The organism is Fulvivirga sp. M361 (assembly GCF_007097395.1).
Lineage (GTDB): Bacteria > Bacteroidota > Bacteroidia > Cytophagales > Cyclobacteriaceae > Fulvivirga.
In genome coordinates this window covers 1-20,696 of record NZ_VKDC01000014.1, presented here as the reverse complement: position 1 = coordinate 20,696, position 20,696 = coordinate 1, and the positions used below count along the sequence as shown (strand labels likewise).

Sequence of the window (20,696 nt, the reverse complement as noted above, 5' to 3'; positions counted from 1 at the left end):
TAATGCTTCAGTTCCCTGGTATACATTTTAAATACTATTCGTCTTTCAGGCACTTCACCGGATTTGCACCGGCCGCTTTTATCGTTTGAATTCCTACCGTCAGCCAGGCGATCAATAATGCCACCATGCCGGCGCCTGCAAAAAGCCACCAAGCCAGATCAATCTTGAAGGCAAAGCTTTTAAGCCACTCCCGGGCTATGAAGAAACTGATAGGTAAAGCAATTACTATGGCGACCAAAACCATTTTAGTAAAATCATGGGAAAGCAGGTAAATAATTTTGAGACTTCCGGCTCCCAGCACCTTCCGGATACCGATTTCTTTTGTTCTGCGTTCAACCGTGAAAGCTGCCAGACCGAAAAGCCCGAGACACGAGATAAGCACGGCCAACCCTGAAAAATAGCTTGACAATAACCCCACTCTTTCTTCAGAGGTATATAAATTTTGATAATCGTCATCTATGAATTCAGGCTTGAAAACGTAACCTGCATTAAATTTTTTGTAGAGCCTTTCCATATGCTCGAGCGTAGCAGCTTCGCTACCTTGATTAAGTTTGGCCATGATAAAATGAGTGTCCTCCGGATTATACAGAAATATCATAGGCTCCACAGCCGTGTGGAGTGAGATCAGGTTGAAATCCTTTACAACACCTACGATCTTTTTCTCTCCGGTATAGTGTTGTATGGTTTTACCGATAGGGTCTTCCAAGCCCATGGCGTCGATGGCAGTTTCATTGAATAAGACGCTGGTGGAATCTGACCCAAATTCTGATGAAAAAGAACGACCCTTGACTATTTCCATATCCATCATTTCAACCAGCCCGTGACCTGACTTGATTTCCCAAAATTGCAGCTGGTCCTCGGGAGTTTTTCCTTCCCAGGAAACACCTCCTGTTGAATTTCCACCTCCGATCATAAAGCCGGACAAGGCAGCATGAGAAATACCAGGGGCATCTCTAAGTTCGTTTAAAAGAGACTCAGAATCCTCAATTAGCCTGCCTTCTCTTTCAAAATAGACCAGGTTATCCTTATCATAACCCAGGTTTTTGTTCTTTACAAAATCCATTTGTTTATAAACTACTCCTACTGCCACTATCAAGATGATGGATAGCGTGAACTGTACAATTACCAATACTTTTCTACCGTGTATTTCACCTGGCTTTCTTACCAATTTCCCTTTGAGTATTTCTATTGGATCAAAGGAGGAAAGAAATAGGGCAGGATAACTACCCGCAAATATTCCTACAATAACTATCAAGGATATAGTAGTGATAATAAATGGTCCATTGAAACTTAGTGTCAGGCTTTTTTGGGTAATCAGGTTGAATTGAGGTAGCAATAGCCACACAAGAAACAAGGCTGATAACATCGCGATCAGACTCAGTAAAACGGATTCAGTAAAAAATTGTGCTATTAGTGATTTTTTCGAAGCCCCCATAGACTTTTTCACACCGATTTCCTTGGTTCTATGAGAGGCTTTTGCAGTGGACAAATTAATAAAGTTGATACAGGCAATGAAAAGAATGAAGATGGCAACAATAGAAAAAAGCCGGACATATTCAATTTGCCCGCCGGCTTGTATACCATTCTCATACTTGCTGTTAAGGTACCGGTCGGAATAGTTGGCTAAAAACAGGTCTACCCGGCCGCCTTCCTGGTTTTCTTTCAGGATCTGGTCAATTTTAGTTTCCACTGCGTTTTCATCTGCTTCCGAATTTAAAACTACCATCACCCGGCCATAGTAATTGTACCAGTTTTTGTATTCGATCAAATCATCATGGAAATAGTCCCAGGACATTAAAAAATCAAATTTCTCCGAAGCGCCTTCAGGCACATCTTTCATTACACCGGTGACCTGTACCAGTTTTTCTTTTCCCCAAAAGTGCCATTTCATATCCTTTCCAACTACGTCAGATGTGCGGAAGAGACGTTGTGCCAGGGATTCGCTGATTACAATTCCTGACTTATCCGAAAGAACACTTTTACTTCCCTGTATCAACGGGTAAGTAAATACATCTAAGAAGTTCTCGCTGGCAAATTTCCCATGTGCTTTGAAATAGGAGTCATCCACAGATAAAGTGTATTCATGGGCATCGGTGGTAGCTGCTGCATATTCCACCTCAGGTATAGTAGACTGTATCTCTTCCAGTAAGAGCCCGGGTACACCTTTCCAGGTTGTAATGCCGCTTGCATCGGTATGATTTGACATGACCTGGTACAGCCGGGTGTGATTTTGATGGAATTTATCCACTTGTTTTTCATCCGTTACCCACAGGTAGATGAGAAGAACACAGGCCAGTCCGGTGGACAGTCCTGTTAAATTGATAAGGAATTGTGACCTATGCTTTAGGAAGTTCCTGTAAGTAAGTTTGAAGTTGTGTTGATACATGGTAAATAGTGTTGAGTTTGACCTATTATGTTTGATGGCAAAAGGCCTGAGATAATGGATGACCTGGTACCAATAATTGAGTTTTGCCCGTGTTAGTGTCTTGGTGTCTAACGTATGATAGAATTTCTCCTCCAAATCACCCAATACCTCTTCAGCCAGTTCATGACGAAGGAACCAACATAAGGTACGTTCAGCTAATTTGGGCGGTATGGGTTTAGACCTGGACATGTTATTCTGATCGCAATGAATTGACCGGATTGGCCATAGCAGATTTAATAGCCTGGTAACTCACGGTAAGTATTGCGATGAGCAAGGCGCCCATACAGGTAACCCCAAATACCCACCAGGAAATGTCCATTTGATAATCATAATTGCTGATCCAACGGTCCAAAAAGAAATAAGCAACAGGAATAGCTATAACCGATGAGATCATTACTAATCCTACAAAATCTTGTGTGAGTAACCTCCAAATTCCAATGATAGAAGCACCCAACACTTTGCGAATACCGATCTCTTTTGATCTTTTTTCAGTCAGGAACAATGCTAAACCGAAAAGACCCAAACAACTGATGATGACAGCCAGCACCGCAAAGAAAGTGGCCAGTTTTCCAATACGCTCCTCTGAGCTGAATTTGGCGCTGTATTCCTCGTCCAACACTTTAAAGTCTACATAAGCGGAAGGGGTAAGTGTTTTAAATACGTTGTCAATTTTTGCCAGTGCTTCATTTTGAGGATAACCTTCCTTAATTCGAATGAACATCCAAAGCAGGTCGCGCTCTGACAGAAACATGATGGCAGGAACACTGGATTTGAAAGGATCTCCTTTGATCAAGTCGTTTACGACCCCCAGGATAGTAAAATCATGAATACCGTTCATGCCATATTCGTAATGTAATGATATCCCAATGGGGTTATCTATCTCCATGATTTGCCGTGCGGATTCAGTGATCACTACACCGGCCAGGTCGGATTTATTATCCCTGGAAAAATCTCTGCCTTGCAGCAGTTCCCACCCGATGGTTTTGCCGTAGTCATGGTTTACCAGGACCGTGTTGAATGAGTGGTACTCGGATGGATTATTTCCTTCCCAGCTAAAGCCGTCATTGTTTCCTAATGTATTGGTAAGAGGATAGTTAGCCACACCTATCTCTTCCACAGCTCCTGTCTTCACCAATTCATTACGAATTAAATCGTGCTTACCCCAGAGCTCTGATGACCTTTTAGGTAGCATAAGCAGGCCATCTCTCAGGTACCCTACCGGGCGGTCTTTTACATGCTGTATCTGTTGATACACGATCAATGTACCTATGATCAATGCAATGGAAACAGTGAATTGAAATACTACCAGAACCTTACGGGGAAGGGAAGCATTTTTACCCGACCGAAATGTTCCTTTAAGTGATTTGACCGGATTGAAAGAGGAAAGGTATATAGCGGGATAGCTGCCTGCCAATAAGCCTGTCATGAGTGTGAACCCTAATCCCCCTAACCAGAAAAACGGTTCGGACCAGGGCATGATCATATTTTTTCCCGCCAGGCTATTGAACCAGGATAGAATCAGACTGACGAATAGTAAAGATAACGTAAAAGCCAGCACCGCTACGAGTATCGATTCACTTAGGAACTGGTTGAATAGCTGGATCCGGGCAGAGCCCATGCTCTTCCGTACGCCAATTTCTTTTGCCCTGTTTTCTGACCGGGCTGTGCTCAGGTTCATAAAATTAACACAAGCCAGTAGCAGCACAAAAATGCCAACTGCACCATAAAACCAAACAAACGTAATGCGGTCACTGGTGACTTGCTTCCCATCTTTAAACTCTGAAAACAAATGCCATTTACTCATAGGATGCAGAAAAAGGTCATGTTGTCTTACCTCCTGGATGTATGGTTTCATAATATCCTTGATCAATGTCGATGCCTGGTTAAAGTCAACCCCATCACGTAACTGTACAAAAACAAACATGTTATAATTGTCCCATACGTTAAGGTGTGACCACCCATGGATAAAAAGATCGATCGGCGCGAAATAAGCGGCATCATGAAACTTCGAGTTTCCGGGCAGGTCCTCATATACTCCGGTGACCTGAACGTCTGTTTGCTCATTAAACTTTACTACCTGGTTGACGGGGTCCGTATCACCAAAAATTTTTTTCGCCAGGGATTGAGATAACAGAACGGATCTCATTTCTTTTAATCCATTCGCAGAGCCGGAGACCATCTTCAAACTGAACATTTCCGGACCGTCCGGTTGCATATAATACCCGTTTTCTATGAAATGATCGTCTTTGTATGTGAAGATCCGCTCTTCCAGCCGGGCGCGTACAAGGGCCACCTTTTCAAAATAGCTGGCATAAGAATTTTTCAGTAAAGTGCCCAGACCCGTTGTCACTATTCCGGTAGTACTTACTTTCGTCCCTCCCCAATTGGAATGGAACATGACTTGTGCCAGGCGATCGTAATTCTTATGGGTTTTGTTATAAGAGAGCTCATCTTTTACCCAAAGGCTTACCAGCATGGCTACTGACATACCAATCGCAAGTCCTCCAACATTAATGAAAGAAGTGAACTTATTTTTGAACAGATTGCGGTAACCTATTTTAAAATAGTTTTGGAACATAATAAATGAAGTTGAGTTTGACCTGTATTTTTTCATGGCGAAAGGGCGTATATAATGAACGACCTGGTACCAATAATTGAGTTTTGCTTTTAGCCTGGAAGACTTGTCTAACGTATGATAGAATTTTTCGTCCAGGTCGCCCAGCACTTCTTCCACTAGTTCCTCCTTTAGGAACCACAATAACAAGTGTTCTGCGTACCATGGTGGTGTAGGTTTTCGTTTACTCATCTTTCGTTAGAGTATATCTTAAGATTACTAAAGATATGTAGGTGCCTTACTCAGATCTCAGCTGTTCGACCGGGTTAGCAAGTGCTGCTCGTATGGACTGATAGCTAATAGTGACCAACGCAATAGCAATAGCCAGCGAACCGGAAAGAATAAAGATCCCCGGTCCTATTTCCGTACGATAGGTGAAGTCTTGCAACCACATTTGCATGGCATACCACGCCAGGGGTGCGGCTATGAGAATAGAGATAATGATAAGCTTAACGAAGTTAAGGGTGAGTAAACTTAACACACTCCTTAGTGAAGCGCCGAGTACAAGCCGTATACTGATTTCTTTGCTTCGCTGTTCCACCATAAAAGCGGACAGGGCAAATAAACCAAGACAGGCTACAATGATGGCAAGTATGGCGAATGTGCCAAAGATCTGCCCCATTTGTTTTACATCGCTATACATGGCCGCAAATTTTTCATCCAGAAAGGAATAGCGGATAGGCTGATTGGGAGAGAACTCATCCCATAACAGGTTGATCGATTCGAGCGTCTCTGCCATGTTGGCGTTAGTTACTTTGAGTGACATCGTTTTCGGACTGTTACCCAGCACCATGCACAACGGACGTATCTCACCTTTCATGGATTCAAAGTGGAAGTCTTCGATCACCCCAATGACCGTACGTGTCAATTCAAAATTTTCAACTTTTTCACCAATAGGGTTTTCAAAACCAAGTTCCCGGGCCATTTTCCGGTTGATGATCATAGCGGATGAGTCGGAAAGTACCTCACTGGAAAAGTCCCGGCCTTCTATGACCTTCATGCCAAGCGTTTTTATATAGTCGTGATCTACACGCCATATCTGTCCGAAAACGGGTTCTTCTTCGCCCTCTTTACCCGCTTTAACGAAACCATTGTTATTGCGCATGGATCCATCGATAGGTAAGTAGTCACTGATAGATACGCTTTTTACGGATGACAGCTGCAGTAATTTTTCCTTAAAAACCGATCTGCTCTGTTCCAACGTATTTGCACCGTGCAACATAACTACCTGGTCTTTATCAAAGCCTACTTTTTTGTTGAGGATGTAATTAACCTGGCTATAGATCACAAAGGTGCCAATGATAAGTGCAATGGAAGTGGTAAACTGAAATATCACTAAGGCATTACGTAATGTCGAGGTCTTACTACCTCTACTTAATTTACCTTTTAAGACATGAATGGGCTTGAAAGAAGATAGATAGAAAGAAGGGTAGAGTCCCGCCAGTATACCTACCGTCAATGTAGAAAGTAACAATACAGGCCATAACCACCATTCCGTCCAGGGCATCACCAGTGATTTGGTAGAGAGTAAATTGAAATAGGGTAATAAAAAATAGGCGAGTAGTATCCCTATCGAGAAGGACAAAAAGCTAAATAAAGTAGATTCAATTAAAAACTGGCTGACAAGATGCCTGCGCGTTGAACCCACTGTCTTTCGTAAACCGACTTCCATTGCCCTGTTGGCGGACTTTGCCGTTGACAGGTTGATGAAATTTATACCTGCAATAAGCAGAATAAATGCTGCTATACCTCCAAAGAGCCATACAAACCGAATATCACCATGTGATAGCATGTCTTCAATATCAGCAGAATACAAGTGTATATCTGCTACCGGTTGTAAGGCCATCCGCGTTTTTTTTGCTTTCTCTTCAATGTTAAGTTCTCCCGATTGTTTCCACGCCGGCATGAGATAGTTCTTTTCTATGGCCTCCAACTTGTCTTCCAGTGCGTGTATGTCGGTTCCGGGCTGTACTTTTATATAAGTCGGATAGTTTTGGGCTCCCCAGAAGTTTTGCTCTCCGGGCCAGAATTCCACCCCGGCGAGCGACATGATAAAGTCATACTGAAAGTGAATAGCTTCAGGATTTTCCATTACACCTCGAATGGTATACACTTGCTCTTCGTCATTGTTCAATATCAGTGTTTTCCCTATTGGGTCTTCATCAGGGAAGTATTTTTCAGCTTTTCTCTGAGATATTACCAGGTCGGTACGATTGCTCAGCACTTTGCCCGGACTGCCGGATAGCAATTGGTATTGCAGAATATCAAACAACTTTTGGTCCATGTAAGTGAAGCGGGTTTCATAGAAGTTCAGCTTCCTGTCGGTTCGTCTGACCTCTTTACTGCCTGAGCCAAATAATTCAGCGTTGTTATACCTTCCTGCCTTTTCAATTTCCGCGAAATCATTTTCAAGGACTTGAGCTAATGGGGCCGGAAACCATACGTTCTTAAAGTCCTTTCCCATATATTCCGTTTCTTCTATGACCCGGTAAATGTTCTCTTTATCTGCATAATGCTGATCATACCTGAGTTCATCCAGTATGTAAAGGGTGATTAAGAAACAGGCGGCAATGCCCAGGGAAAATCCACCGATCTTGATCACGGAATACATCTTCTGCCTGATGATTTGCCGCCAGGCGATTTTGAAATTGTTTTTAAACATAATGGTAAAATTTGAGTGTTTTGACCTATATTTTTTGAGTGCGAAAGGCCTTAGATAATGAAAGACCTGGTACCAATAGTTGCGCCGGGCCCGCATTACTGACTTATGCCTGACGGTCGCATAAAATTTTTCGTCAAGATCACCCAGCACTTCTTCTGCCAGTTCTTCTTTGAGAAACCAGAGTAGCAGTTTTTCAGCCAGTGCAGGTGGTATCGCGTTGTTGTTTTTCATTTTAAGCTCATAATGATACCCTGGCCAAAATCAGTGTTATTTCAGGACAGGGTAAGAAACGTAATTTATCCATTGGCAAATCCAGGGTATTGATTCCAAAGTGATACTTTAAAATCCCGGGAGTCCGACAATATTCTGCTGCCGTGGGCAGTGATAGTATAAATTCGTTTTCTTCTTCCCCCTCGTTCCGGTGAGGAGCTTCCCATTTCGGAGGTTAAAAAACCTTTTTCGAGCAGTCGGTTAAGCGTGGAGTGGACTGCGCCTATGGATACTGCCCGTTTGGTTTGGCCTTCAAATTCCTCTGCAATTTTAAAAGCATAAGCCTCTTCGCCCAGAATTCCCACCAGGAGGAGCAGTACTTCTTCAAATTCTCCTAAACGTGTCTCTTTCATTTTGTTACTAAATTGTAGAACTAATATACGGAGCTGGTTTTTATTTGTTCTACAATTTAGTAGTAAAGTTGTGAAATGAGCTTTTTTCAAGAATTCTGGCTGATTTCCAACGCCTCCTTATTTGATATTGTCGCATAAAATCGTTCGTTATGCTGGCAATAGTAATTTTAGTGTTAGATCTGACCATTGATCAAATCAAACGTGGTTAGACGAGTGTCCGATAGCATTTAGTGGTGTAAGAAAGTTATTGTACGACCAATTTTTTCATAGAGGAGTTTTCACCGTCACTAACCTTTAGATAATATTGCCCGGCATCAATATCACTAAGATCAAATGTCAGGTCAGCGCTGTCTGAGAACGTACCTTTTTTCAGTACTTTGCCCTGCATATCAACTAAAGATAATTTCCAATTTTTATAAAGGCCTTTTCTCTTTTGAGGTAGTTCAACCGTAACGAATTTCCGGGAAGGGTTGGGGTATATACTGAATGGTATAGCGTTATCATCTTCAACGGAAGTGATCAATTTGGGCTTTATGGTAATATTGTCAATTTGCAGTAGGCATTCATTAGAGTCTGTTACAGTGACGGTATACTGACCAGCCGGAGCGTTTCCCAGCGTTGCCTGGTCATGTCCGTTACTCCATTGATAACGGTAGGGTTGTTTTCCTCCTTTTACCTGTATGCTTAATTTTTCTCCTTCCCGGGCATTATTTCCCAACACTTCTGCTGTAAGTGCTTCAGGCATAGATAAAGCATAAGGCATTGATGTTAGTTGACAGTCCTTTTCATCTGTGATGGTGACACTGTACTGCCCTTCAGGTAAATTGTCGATAGTACTTGTGGTCTGCCCATCACTCCATAAATAGGAGTAAGGCGGTGTTCCACCGGTTACATTTAAGGTGATCTTGCCATCACTTTCTCCGTTACACGAAATGCCCTGTACATTTTCATGGTCAATCGTCATAGGCTTAGGAGCAGAGATGGTGAATGTTTCAGAGGTAAAAAGACAATTGTTCTGATCGGTTACATTAACGGAATATTGTGCTTCAGATAACTTATCAATAGAGCTTGTGGTTTTTCCGTTGCTCCATAGGTAGGAATAAGGAGGTGTTCCACCTTCCATATTTAAGGATATACTACCCTGAGCTACATTATGACAATCCGGGTTGATTTCGAATACATTGGTCGATCGTAGGGCGGTTGGTTGTGTGATGGCCATTAAAGAGGTCTGTATATCACAGCCCTTATCATCTATAACGAATGCCTGATAAGTACCACGGTCGAGGTTGTTTTGAATAGTGGCATTACCCGGGTAGTTTTCTCCGTCCTTTTTCCATCGAATGCTGTACGGAGCAGTACCACCGGTGAGTTGCAATGCAATGCTTCCGTCAGCCGACTCAAAACACGACAAGGGGTCTGTTGCTGTGGTCATGCTAAAGTCAGCACACTCTTCCGATGGCGCTATGGTAATGATATAGTCCTGACCAAACAATGCGGTGTATGCACAAGGATTCCAAGGATTTGCGGAAATCCATCTGGTTGAATGATTTTTGATCCTCAGCCTTGTATTGCCCAATTTGGCATCATTAGGAATCGTAATTTGTTTTTCCAGGAAGCCGGCTGACGGCCCAATCAAACCTAATGAAAATGCTTCATAGTCAGATGAGTTGTTGGTTTCACTGAATTTACCATTTCCATCAAAATCAATAAAAACGAAAGTGCTTAATCTTAACTCAGGAATAGCTGCCTGTTCGTATCGAAACGTGTAAGTCTTTCCACGGGTAAGCGTGGTAGTGTAGGGAGGGACATTCGGCAATAGGGTCAACTCATTTACATCAGGGTTACTCCTGAAGTCCAGCGTATTAAATTTGACCGCCTTGATTTTTCCATAACCGGCCGCCGGACCATGTTTATTTTCGCAATATCCTAATTCCCCGGCGGTGGTAAAACTTGAAATACAGAGGGGCGTTTTACCATTTTTATTGTGGGATATAATACCCACGTAATAGGTAGTGCCAGCAGCTAGCTCAGGCAGTTTCAGTCTTCTTTCTTCAAGGTCAGCAGCGATCCGTTCAGTAGGAGGGTTGTCCGTGCTAAAGTATACATCGTAGGTATTATCCAGCAGACTGGCGTGTGACCATCCCAGGGTTGGGTTTCGAGCCACGCTGTCAGCACCGTCCAAGAGTATGTAGTTGTGGTCATCATCACCGTATTTTCCATTCGGATGATGATTGGATACCAGGTAGTAAGCTTCAGGACATTCCGGCAAACTGCTACTGTCTATTGGAGGGGTGAATGTAAAGATCTCCGCTACTTCAATAAGTTCTTCATCAAAGTCCATTGTTGTGGTTGGATCCGTTTGCTTCTTTGAAGACTTCCAATCGTTAATTCCTTTTACCACACCGCGCAGATGCAGGTTATCGGCATGGTTATTCAGCCTGGATCCTCTTAATCCTACGGCTACTTGTTGTATATGTGCGGGAAACCCGCGATTGTCCTTTTCATAGAACATTTCGATACTCCCATCCTCTTCCATAAGCGTGATCTGTGCTGTAAAGTAGGGGGAACGGGTATATTCCGGATAGCGATAGCTGTAGTAAATGAAATACCAATCAATGATGGTTTGCTTTTCTCCGGGGAAGCCCCTTGCCTTAGAGTATTCTAAAGTATGTCCAAACGGGATAGTTGTATTGACGTCCGTCTGAAAAGCGGAAATGATGTTTTGTCTTTCTTTATCGAAACCCTCCTGAAAAATTGCCCCTAACAGGGTATCACGCTTTATCATGAAGTCTTTTTCTGATTTCCCCAGTTTAATGTATCCATTAGCTGAAGCGGCGAAACGATCATAATATTGACCGTCATAAAAAAAATCAAAGCCTATAGGAAAGCCAGGACCACTTACGAAAGAGGTGTCTTCTTCTAAATCATTGTTGATCACTATAGCGCCTTGCTTTGTGCGGTCGTATATATCGTAGTCTTTTAGTAGAGATGCTTGAACAGGGCTGCTGGCTTGTTCAAATTTTCGGTGAGAGAAAGTATAATCTGTCACCTGGGCCGATAGAATGATAGGGGCTGAAAAAGAAAAATAGAGTAGGAATGAAATTCTGATCACTTGTAATAAAGTCGATATATGCTGTTTCATGGGCGGTAGGTGTTTTTATAGCCAACGAACGGGTACTCTTAAAAGACATTATAACCAGGGTTTAGGACAGGTTGATCATAATTGACCAAGTCAAAAGGGTTAAATTGTCGGATGGGCAAGTCATCGTTACAGTAACAGAACTTAACTTAACCCCGGAACGATAATTATGATTTAATACTAAGCTGGGTCAGATCGAAATGATACAAGCGAAGGTCCCGGCTATCTGAGGCAATTGTCATGATTTGTTGAGGCTTATACTTATGAGTTGAAAAAACAGGTCGCATAATTTATTAGTTATCTTAAAAAATATAAGAGTCACAAAAAACCCTCATGGATAGAGAAGGTCCAACCCTTACTACTTTATCACGAAGGAAATTTCCGGATAGAAGTGATCTTTTACTGGACAAAGATCTCATTTAAATATAACAGGTTTACCTGGCCGTGTCAATGACCAACCTTGGTCATTTTTGCCTGTAGATTCAAACGGATTGAATGGTCATATCCGATGTGTAGATCACTAAGTAGTTATTAGCACAAATTTATCTTCTGCATAAGCAGCTCCGATACATTGACTTCTGCGCCATTTTTCATCACGATATAATTTCCGTGGGGTTATGCGTTTTCTATCCTAAAACACAAGGATACCGTCAAATCAGTTCATTTAGCCGTTAGATACATTTTTCAACTCCTGTAGGTAGGTGAAGCCGATCTCATATGTCTTGCCTTTCTTGCACCGTACTATTAAGGGTTCAGTAAATCATGAGGATAAGGGTAATTTAAGCATTGAAATTAACTTCTTCAGTTCGCCAGCCGAACGAGTAGTGTTAGAGCTTCTTTTTAGGGAAAGTGGCGGGCATAGCACTTACGGTATATCCTTTCGTACGGAGTAACGATATCAGACCTTCATCTCCTACGAGGTAAGGTACGCCTAAGGATAAAAAGGTGGCTTTATTTTTCATTAAGCCTTCAATTTTAGGCGCCCATTTGATGACCCTGGCGTCATAATACACTTTCTTAAATGATTTACTTTCATTCGTAGCTTTAAAAGTTTCGTCCTTCACTTTTTTTAGATCCTGCTCCTCGAGATAGGCTTTTACCATAGCATCGAAGTCAGCAAGGTGTTCGTAAAAGTTATTTACGGTGTACTTTAATGCATTCACCTGATCGTCGATAGGGAATTGTTTAAAAGCTTCTATTTCTTCTTCTATACTGCCCAGCTCCTCGTTTTTCATACGGTATTTGCGGGCCATGTCACTCAGTAACTCTTCCGTGTACACAATGTCATCTCCCAAGTGTAGTGCTGCAGTGCTGGTTACTAATATGATGGGTTGCAGCCTGCTGTAATAGTCGTGATATACATGTTCTTTCACCTCATAATCCAGCAGAAGCAGCAGCCGTAATTGATTAAGTTCGTCATCACTCAGGTAATCGTTGATCCATCCATTATTTGGGATTTTTACCGCATCACTAAATCTTTTTTTAGAAGTTTTGTTTAAAAGGTTTTTTGTGGCAAAAACCTTACATTGCTCCATGGCAGCCTCCACTTCCGGAGGGATAGAAAATCCGCTGGCCGGTAAGAAATTGATGATGCCAAAAAGATAAGATGGTTCCGAAAGGCCATTTCCTGACACCTTCCACAGTACTGAGTTGTCAGAAGTAGCCTGGCTAAGACCTACAACGGCCGAAAAATAAATAAAAAATAACGTTAGACTAACCTTACGCATGACCACAGGGTTTAAAAAAGCCAATATAAAAGAATCGCCTATGGAAGTAAGCATCATGTAATAAATATTGTAATTCTACACCTTAATGGCAGGGTGTAAAATGCAAAACAAGCCTTTAGGCGATGTGAAAGTATCCACTGCAGATGCGGAATTGCCAGACTTTATATTTATTCTTGGTATTGTAATAATTACTAAGGTCCTAATCGTACCGCATGTGATGATCTTTGCCTTCCCATATGGAGTAGAATACTTCGCCGTTTACCCCATCATGTCCGCTTTGTCCGTCCTGCCCATCATCGCCATTATTTCCATTTTTGCCATTAGGGTTGCCCGAACCGCCTTTCGCGCCGTCACCTTCGTCTCCACCGTCTCCCCCATTGCCTCCGTCTCCTCCCTGGTTATATACGACGATCCTGTCCAGGTACAATTCTGCTCCGGCTACATGGTAAATAAAAACATCTCCGCCGCGGCCTCCATCTCCGCCGTCTCCGCCATCTCCACCATCTCCTCCGTGCCCACCGTCATGTCCTTCTAACCTGATCTCTTTCTCCACGAAGGTAGTATCGCTGGTCCATTCTTTTATGGTTTTTATTTTGCCGTCCTCACCATCGGCACCGTCCCCGCCATCTCCACCGTCACCACCGTCCCCGCCATCTCCACCACGATTATAGATCTCCAAATTTCCTCCTTGTGCATTGATCAGGTAATAAGCTTTCTTTGCACCACTGATTACTTCCACTTTCAGCAGGTCTGCGGCGATTATAGAATCAGAGGGCTGAGATACATAAACATGTATTTCAGCAGCGTCATGACCATCTGAGCCGTTCCTGCCATTTGATCCGTCGGTTCCATTCCGGCCACTGCCAGACCCGTCGCTGCCGCCAAATCCGTCACTTCCGTCCATGGTGTGATAGATGAAGTGATAGTCTTTGACATAATCTAAGATGACAGGCAAAGTGAGCGCAACACCGGGAGCAGCACGTGCAAAAACATTCAACTCTACCTGGTGGCCCTCTATATTGCGGTAGTCAGGGTCGATTTGTATACGCCCGTTTTTAAATACACCACCATTAACTTCTATATGATAGCGCTGATATTTTAGCGTTTGATTATCGATAGGTAGTTGTTCGCCATTATCAAAAACAGCGATCAACTTGGGTCTAAAGCCGTCTCCGGGTGCCCTGGCTTTAATTTCAGTATCTCCTTCAATAATCGCAAGCTCTACATTTATTGGGATGCTAAGCCAGGTGGTTACTTTAGGATACCTTTTTGACTGGGCAATGACCTTTATATCACCTGTTAGTTTATCCGGATCTATCATAATCTTGCCGGTTCTGAATGTGCCTCCTTCAACGTGGAATTCAAAATCTTTATAACGAAGTTTTCCTCCAAGGTTCCTGGTACGGCGTACAGAGGAATCACGCATAGTGGCTTCGATGCCCAGGGTGAATTTTCGATTTTGTATTCGTAAGGTTGTGTGGTCATATACCAGCCGGATGGCAGTGGGTTTTCTTTTAGGCGGAATAGATGGGTAAATAGCCGCTACACTGATCATTAGGGAGATGAGTAGATAGTTGAGCATAGGCGGGCTGCTTTAAATGAAAAGAGTATGGTGATTCAGTATGAAATAATCAATTTTCATGCCATCAGGTCATTTCAATACACATTCTGCAGGTCACTTATGAAGTGAAGCAGGCGCTTGAAATTATCCTATGGTCTTCTTCCACCAACTTTGAAAGACGATCAGTCCCCATATCCTTGCATGGACATCTCCCGGATTAGAGGAGAATAGCTTTCTTTTTAGCTGCCGTGTTTCTTTTACATCAAAAATACCCTGGTCTTTAATGAATTCATCAGCCAGGAGGTCATTTTTGATCATCCAGCTCATTTCCTCTCTGAACCATTTGAGGATAGGTACTTCAAATCCCTTTTTTGGCCGATTATAAAGCTCGGTGGGCAGTACATTTCTAAAAGTATCCTGTAAGATCCTTTTCCTGATTTCTCCATTGATTTTAGAATTGTCCGAAAGCTGGAAGGCATATTCCACTAACTCATGGTCCAGGAAAGGCACCCGTACTTCCAGGCTGTTTGCCATGCTCATCCGGTCTACTTTGGTAAGCATATCATCGGCAAGTACCAGTTGTGTATCAGTGTAAAGTAAGTCATTGATAGACTCTTTGGCAGGAATGTGATGAAGTAGTTGTTTTTTTAGCTGGTCATAATGTTCATAGTCCAGTGCCTCTCGTGATGGTTGGGATAACAGGCGAGTGGCTTCATTTTCATTTGCATAACCGGCCCATTGCCAGTAGCGTTCTGTACTGCTGAGCTTCATGCCCTTGCCAAACCGGTGCAACTGACGAAATTTATTCGTGAGCGCATTGTTGCGTGACTTTGGCAATATGGACCATAAGGGTTGAAACAATCGGACCGCGTGTGTAGCTCCACCCCCTTCTATGATCTTTCGAAAGGCGGCATGCTTGTTATATCCCGCAAATAGCTCGTCAGCCCCGTCTCCGGAAAGCGCTACGGTAGCATGTTTGCGTGTTTCTTCGGAAAGGATATACACGGCAATGGCCGATGAATCTGCGAAAGGCTCATCCATATACTCCAGGATGTCCCCCACTTTTTCATACAGGTCACGATTGGTAAGTGAAAAAACCGTATGCTCGGAGCCTATTTTTTTAGCCACCGACCTGGCATAGTCGGTCTCATCAAAAAACTTTTCATCACGATATCCGATGGAAAATGTATGCAGGTCGGGTTTATGTCTTTTAGCTAGCGTTGCAATGACCGATGAGTCTATGCCACCACTGAGAAATGAACCCAAAGGCACATCAGCTACTAACCTTTTTTGTACTGCTTCTTCCAGCAGTGATTCCAGTTTTTTACACTGTTCTTCATAAGGCGCCCTGGTATAGTTGTCCCGGTCATATGGGATCGTATAGTAGCTGTCAACATTGATCTGTTCCGGTTGAATTTCGATGTAATGGCCTGGGAGCAGTTTTTTTACTTTCTGAAAAATGGTGCCCGGGGCCGGGATATAGTTAAGCTGTAAATACGTGTAAAGTGACGAGTAGTCGATGGTTTTGTCAATGCCGTAAGCTAAAAGCGACTTTATTTCCGAAGCAAAGAGTAGCCGGTCGCCATCCTGCATATAATACAGTGGCTTGATACCTATGCGGTCCCGTGCTATAAAAAGGGATCGTTCGTCTCTGTCATAAATGGCAAAAGAGAAAAAGCCATTGAGTTTGTCAAGGCATGATTTCCCTTCACGGATGTAAAGCTGTAACAACACTTCGGTATCCGTTTTTGATCGGAAAGCAACACCTTGAGAGATCAATTCCTGTCGTAATGCGGCATAGTTATAAATCTCACCATTAAAGATGATACCGTAGCGCCCACTTGAGTCAAACATGGGCTGATTGCCATTATCAGAAGTGTCAATAATGGATAACCTGCGATGACCCAGGGCCACAGTCTGATCATTGTAAATGTCTTGAAAATCAGGCCCGCGTTTTGCCAGGGAGGCTGTTGCATTTGCCACGTTGATCATGCTGATCCGGCCTACCATATTAAACGCATATACGCCGGTTATTCCACACATAGCACCTTCATTTAAATAACCTGATCGTCAGTTCTTTCATCTTCTCACGCTTAGCTGAGTAAACTAATTTGACCAAATTAAATATATTTCATCATGGACTATGAAATAAAGTTTTGTTTCTTGAAGAAATACGTGCCAAAATTGATTTTCTTTTCTTGAAAATCAAATATGCTTAATGCAATGCTTCGTACAATACTTCTACAGGGTGTTTTGCAATACGTCCCGTTCCGTCTTTGATCTGATGACGGCAACTGGTACCCGGGGCGGCAATGATCACATCGTCAGGCTGCTTACGCACCGTTGGGAAAAGGACCAGTTCACCTGCTTTCATGGAAACATCATAGTGCTCTTTTTCATACCCGAAAGAACCGGCCATACCACAGCAACCGGAAGGAATGAGGTGGACTTCATAGTTTTTAGGTAGTGACAGAAGTTTTTTGTCGGGTACCAGCGAAGAAAGTGCTTTTTGATGACAATGGCCATGGAATTTGATCACACGTTTTTCATCGGAAAAGCGACTGACCTCGATGTCTTCTATACGATCTGCCAGGAATTCTTCTATGGTAAACGTATTTTTTGCCAGTTCTTCGGCTTTTTCAACCATGTCCTTTTCTACCAGTTCGGGGTATTCATCACGGAAAGTGAGTATTGCCGAAGGTTCGACGCCCACCAAAGGAGTGTTTTTGTCAATGAGTGGTGAGAATAACGAAACATTGTACCTGGCAATTTCTTTTACTTCTGCCAGCACGCCTTTGGAGAGAAAAGTACGGCCACTTTCCTTGTGGTCGATCAACTTGACATCGTAACCTAATTCATGCAGCAGTTTGATAGCCGTTATGCCTATTTCACCATCATTGTAATTGGTAAACTCGTCGCAGAAGAAATAGACCTCGCCTTTCTTTTCGGTGCTTCTGTTTAAAGCGGTATACTGCTTTTTGTACCAACTTACCACCGTCTGTTTGGAAAGGGCCGGCATGCTCCTTTTGGGATGGAAACCCACCATACTTTTAGCTACACTTGCCAGTGGTGTTTTGAAGGTTAGGTTGTATAAAAAAGGAATTTTTACAGCCAATTTATTCAGTTTGGTAAAATTGGCGACCATCCATGTCCTGAAAGGTGTGCCATTGGCCTTGTAATATTGGTGCTGAAATTCTGCCTTGAGTTTGCCCACATCTACGTTAGAGGGGCATTCGGACTTACAGCCTTTACAGGAAAAGCACAGATCCATCACCTCTTTGATCTCGGGACTATCAAAAGGATTGTCTTTTTCAGAGTTGGTCAGTATTTCCCGTAGAATGTTCGCACGTGCCCGTGTGGTGTCTTTTTCATTTTTGGTAACCATATACGAAGGGCACATGGTACCACCGGTAAGATGTGTTTTACGACAGTCGCCGGAGCCATTACACTGTTCCGCCGCACGTAAAATGCCCTGTGTGGAATCGAAATTCAAAACCGTATTGAATTGGCGGGTTTCCTGGCCAGGCTTATAACGCAAGAAAGTGTTCATGGAGGGGGTGTCCACAATTTTTCCGGGATTCAGAAGGTTTTTAGGGTCCCACGCTTTTTTTACCTCTTTCAACAGCTTATAATTATGCTCGCCGATCATGAACGGAATAAATTCCCCTCTTAGACGTCCGTCCCCATGCTCACCACTCAGTGACCCCTGGTATTTCTTGACCAACCGGGCAATCTCATCCAGTACAGTGCGAAAAAGTGTGTTGCCACTTTCTGTCTTTAAGTCAAGAATAGGGCGTAGGTGAAGTTCACCTGAACCTGCATGGGCGTAGTGCACGCAAAACAGGTCGTGTTTTTTCAGTAGCTGGTTGAACTCTTCGATATAATCGGGCAGGTCCTGAACATCCACCGCTGTGTCTTCTATCACAGGGACAGGTTTGGCATCTCCGGGCATGTTGCTCAGCAATCCTAAACCTGCTTTGCGAAGCGTCCATACCCGTTTGGTATCTTCTCCGGTGATAAACGGATAATGGTAGCCCAACCCCTGGGCTTTCAGTTCTTCTTTGAGCTGGTCCGCTTTCTGTTGAAGCTCTTCCGGGTTTTCAGCACGTAGTTCCACCACCAGAAGCGCTTTTGGATCGCCCTGGACGAAAAAGCGGTTTTGACGCTGCTCAGAGTTGTTTTTAGTGCATTCCAAAATGAAATGGTCCATTAGCTCGGAAGCATAGGGATCATATTTGAGTGCAATGAGGTTTCCTTTCAGGGAGTCATGGATAGACTCAAAGTGGATACATAACAAACCGCTGTGTTGTGGAGGTAAGGGGTTTATATGTAACTGTGCTTCCGTTATAAAGAGTAGTGTCCCTTCCGAACCGGCTATGAGTTTGCAAAAGTTGAATTCACCGTCAGCACCGAAAGGTTCGGCATTTTTAAGTACGTCAATAGCATATCCGGTATTGCGTCGGTCTATGGACGCTTTCGGGAATTCTTTATCAATCTCGGCCTGGTTAGCCGTATCCGTCAGAATGTCCCTGGTAGTACGATAGATCTGGCCCTCAAGGGACTCCAACTCACATTTTGCATTAAATTCTTCTTTGCTGAGCGCTTTAAATTCTACTTCTGAGCCATCGCTTAGCAGTCCTTTTACGGATATCAGGTGGTCCCGGGTGCTGCCATATACCACTGAGTTAGATCCGCAGGAATTATTACCTATCATACCTCCCAACATGGCCCGGTTAGCTGTGGAAGTTTCCGGCCCAAAGAGTAACCCATACGATTTGAGGTGCAAGTTAAGCTCATCGCGGATCACCCCGGGCTGCGCTCGTACCCATTGTTCTTCTTTATTTACTTCAAGAATATCTGTAAAATGCTTCGACACATCTACAATAATGCCTTTACCCACTACTTGCCCGGCCAGAGAAGTGCCGGCGGTACGTGGTATAAGTGGGATCGAGTGTTCATTAGCAAAAGTAATGAGCAGTTTCAGGTCATCAACACTTTTTGGAATGGCCACGGCGTCAGGTAACTCGCGGTAGGCGGAAGCATCCGTGGCATAGAGGCGGCGCATTGTATCATCATAATACAATGTACCTTGCAGTTGATCGTTTAGATCTTGAAAATTAGTAGCAGTGACTGTCAAATTTTTAGGAATAAAATTTGCATGAAAATTAAAATGTTTTTCCCTTTGTATAAAGGAAACACCGATTTATCGTCCTTTCATTTTTTAAACTTTAGGAATATCACGGATGAGTATAAGACGGCTCGTATTTTTTTGCATTATAATAAGTACGTTCACCTCTTGCGGAGCGGCGAAGAAAGCCCGGATAAGGGAGCAAAAGATCAATAAAGTCATTAGTACGGCCCGAAGTTATATCGGAACACCTTATAAATGGGGCGGTACTACACGGGGTGGTATGGACTGTTCGGGTCTGTTATGCAATTCATTTCAGGCAGTTAAATACACCTTGCCAAGGACCTCGGCCGATCAAAGTAAAGTAGGTGAAAAAGTGAAGCGCGATAAAGTACAGCCCGGTGACCTGGTATTTTTCGCTACTGGCAAAAAGAAACGCAAAGTAACCCACGTCGGTATGGTCACTTCGGTGCGTAGAGGAAAGGTGATGTTCATTCATAGTTCGTCGTCACTTGGCGTAGTAGAAAGCGATATGAATTCCACGTATTACAAAAAAAGATTCCGGGGCGCCAGACGTCCGTTTTAGTAAATTATTTTTTTATATTTGCAGCCCAATGGGGAATTAGCTCAGTTGGCTAGAGCGCTACACTGGCAGTGTAGAGGTCATCGGTTCGAATCCGTTATTCTCCACAAAAAAGAGGGTGTCTCAAAAGTCACCTTCTTTTTATGGTAAAGAAAGTAAAGGCCGATAGCGAGAAGCTGTCGGCCTTTTTGATGACTAAGGGTTAACTTAGTGTTGTGTGTACTACTTCAAATC

General features: G+C 43.2%; 10 protein-coding genes and 1 tRNA gene. 2 read left to right on the top strand and 9 right to left on the bottom strand.

Annotated features, from left to right (window positions below; translation table 11 throughout):
• Positions 1-34: 34 nt before the first annotated feature.
• From FNH22_RS16090 to FNH22_RS16050, 9 genes are all read right to left on the bottom strand, one after another.
• Positions 35-2,614: an ABC transporter permease gene (locus tag FNH22_RS16090; RefSeq protein WP_221420292.1), complete on the bottom strand. Its 2,580-nt coding sequence runs from the start codon at positions 2,612-2,614 to the stop codon at positions 35-37.
• Between the two features lies 1 nt (position 2,615).
• Positions 2,616-5,231 (bottom strand): ABC transporter permease, encoded by a 2,616-nt coding sequence (locus FNH22_RS16085; protein ID WP_143399437.1) that lies wholly within the window; start codon positions 5,229-5,231, stop codon positions 2,616-2,618.
• A 46-nt stretch (positions 5,232-5,277) separates the two neighbouring features.
• Complete coding sequence (locus tag FNH22_RS16080) at positions 5,278-7,932, bottom strand: ABC transporter permease (protein WP_221420291.1); 2,655 nt, start codon at positions 7,930-7,932, stop codon at positions 5,278-5,280.
• A gap of 65 nt (positions 7,933-7,997) precedes the next feature.
• Positions 7,998-8,324: a PadR family transcriptional regulator gene (locus tag FNH22_RS16075; RefSeq protein ID WP_143399436.1), complete on the bottom strand. Its 327-nt coding sequence runs from the start codon at positions 8,322-8,324 to the stop codon at positions 7,998-8,000.
• Positions 8,325-8,568: 244 nt separating this feature from the next.
• Entirely contained in the window at positions 8,569-11,466 is a 2,898-nt protein-coding gene (locus FNH22_RS16070; protein WP_143399435.1) for a T9SS type A sorting domain-containing protein, read from the bottom strand.
• Between the two features lie 824 nt (positions 11,467-12,290).
• Positions 12,291-13,190, bottom strand: a complete 900-nt coding sequence (locus FNH22_RS16065; RefSeq protein WP_185154255.1) for a TraB/GumN family protein — start codon at positions 13,188-13,190, stop codon at positions 12,291-12,293.
• A gap of 199 nt (positions 13,191-13,389) precedes the next feature.
• Positions 13,390-14,772 (bottom strand): hypothetical protein, encoded by a 1,383-nt coding sequence (locus FNH22_RS16060; RefSeq protein ID WP_143399433.1) that lies wholly within the window; start codon positions 14,770-14,772, stop codon positions 13,390-13,392.
• A gap of 123 nt (positions 14,773-14,895) precedes the next feature.
• Positions 14,896-16,794 carry an asparagine synthase (glutamine-hydrolyzing) gene (gene asnB / locus FNH22_RS16055; protein WP_143399432.1) on the bottom strand — a complete coding sequence of 633 codons (1,899 nt, stop codon included), beginning with the start codon at positions 16,792-16,794 and terminating at the stop codon, positions 14,896-14,898.
• 172 nt (positions 16,795-16,966) lie between these two features.
• A complete protein-coding gene (locus FNH22_RS16050) occupies positions 16,967-19,888 on the bottom strand; it encodes an FAD-binding and (Fe-S)-binding domain-containing protein (protein WP_255518074.1) in 2,922 nt (973 codons plus the stop codon).
• Positions 19,889-19,994: 106 nt separating this feature from the next.
• On the opposite strand from FNH22_RS16050, the gene FNH22_RS16045 reads away from it, so the two are divergent.
• Both FNH22_RS16045 and FNH22_RS16040 read left to right on the top strand, forming a co-directional pair.
• On the top strand, positions 19,995-20,465 hold the full coding sequence (locus tag FNH22_RS16045) for a C40 family peptidase (protein WP_143399431.1): 471 nt from the start codon (positions 19,995-19,997) through the stop codon (positions 20,463-20,465).
• A 30-nt stretch (positions 20,466-20,495) separates the two neighbouring features.
• Positions 20,496-20,569, top strand: a tRNA-Ala gene (locus FNH22_RS16040).
• Positions 20,570-20,696 lie beyond the last annotated feature (127 nt).

What these genes read in the sequence shown, in the direction of transcription:
- FNH22_RS16080 (WP_221420291.1), bottom strand. Translation starts at nt 7,932, where the DNA reads ATGAAAAACAACAACGCGATACCACCTGCACTGGCTGAAAAACTGCTA.
- FNH22_RS16075 (WP_143399436.1), bottom strand. Translation starts at nt 8,324, where the DNA reads ATGAAAGAGACACGTTTAGGAGAATTTGAAGAAGTACTGCTCCTCCTG.
- FNH22_RS16065 (WP_185154255.1), bottom strand. Translation starts at nt 13,190, where the DNA reads ATGCGTAAGGTTAGTCTAACGTTATTTTTTATTTATTTTTCGGCCGTT.
- FNH22_RS16045 (WP_143399431.1), top strand. Translation starts at nt 19,995, where the DNA reads ATGAGTATAAGACGGCTCGTATTTTTTTGCATTATAATAAGTACGTTC.
- FNH22_RS16085 (WP_143399437.1), bottom strand. Translation starts at nt 5,231, where the DNA reads ATGAGTAAACGAAAACCTACACCACCATGGTACGCAGAACACTTGTTA.
- asnB (WP_143399432.1), bottom strand. Translation starts at nt 16,794, where the DNA reads ATGTGTGGAATAACCGGCGTATATGCGTTTAATATGGTAGGCCGGATC.
- FNH22_RS16090 (WP_221420292.1), bottom strand. Translation starts at nt 2,614, where the DNA reads ATGTCCAGGTCTAAACCCATACCGCCCAAATTAGCTGAACGTACCTTA.
- FNH22_RS16060 (WP_143399433.1), bottom strand. Translation starts at nt 14,772, where the DNA reads ATGCTCAACTATCTACTCATCTCCCTAATGATCAGTGTAGCGGCTATT.
- FNH22_RS16070 (WP_143399435.1), bottom strand. Translation starts at nt 11,466, where the DNA reads ATGAAACAGCATATATCGACTTTATTACAAGTGATCAGAATTTCATTC.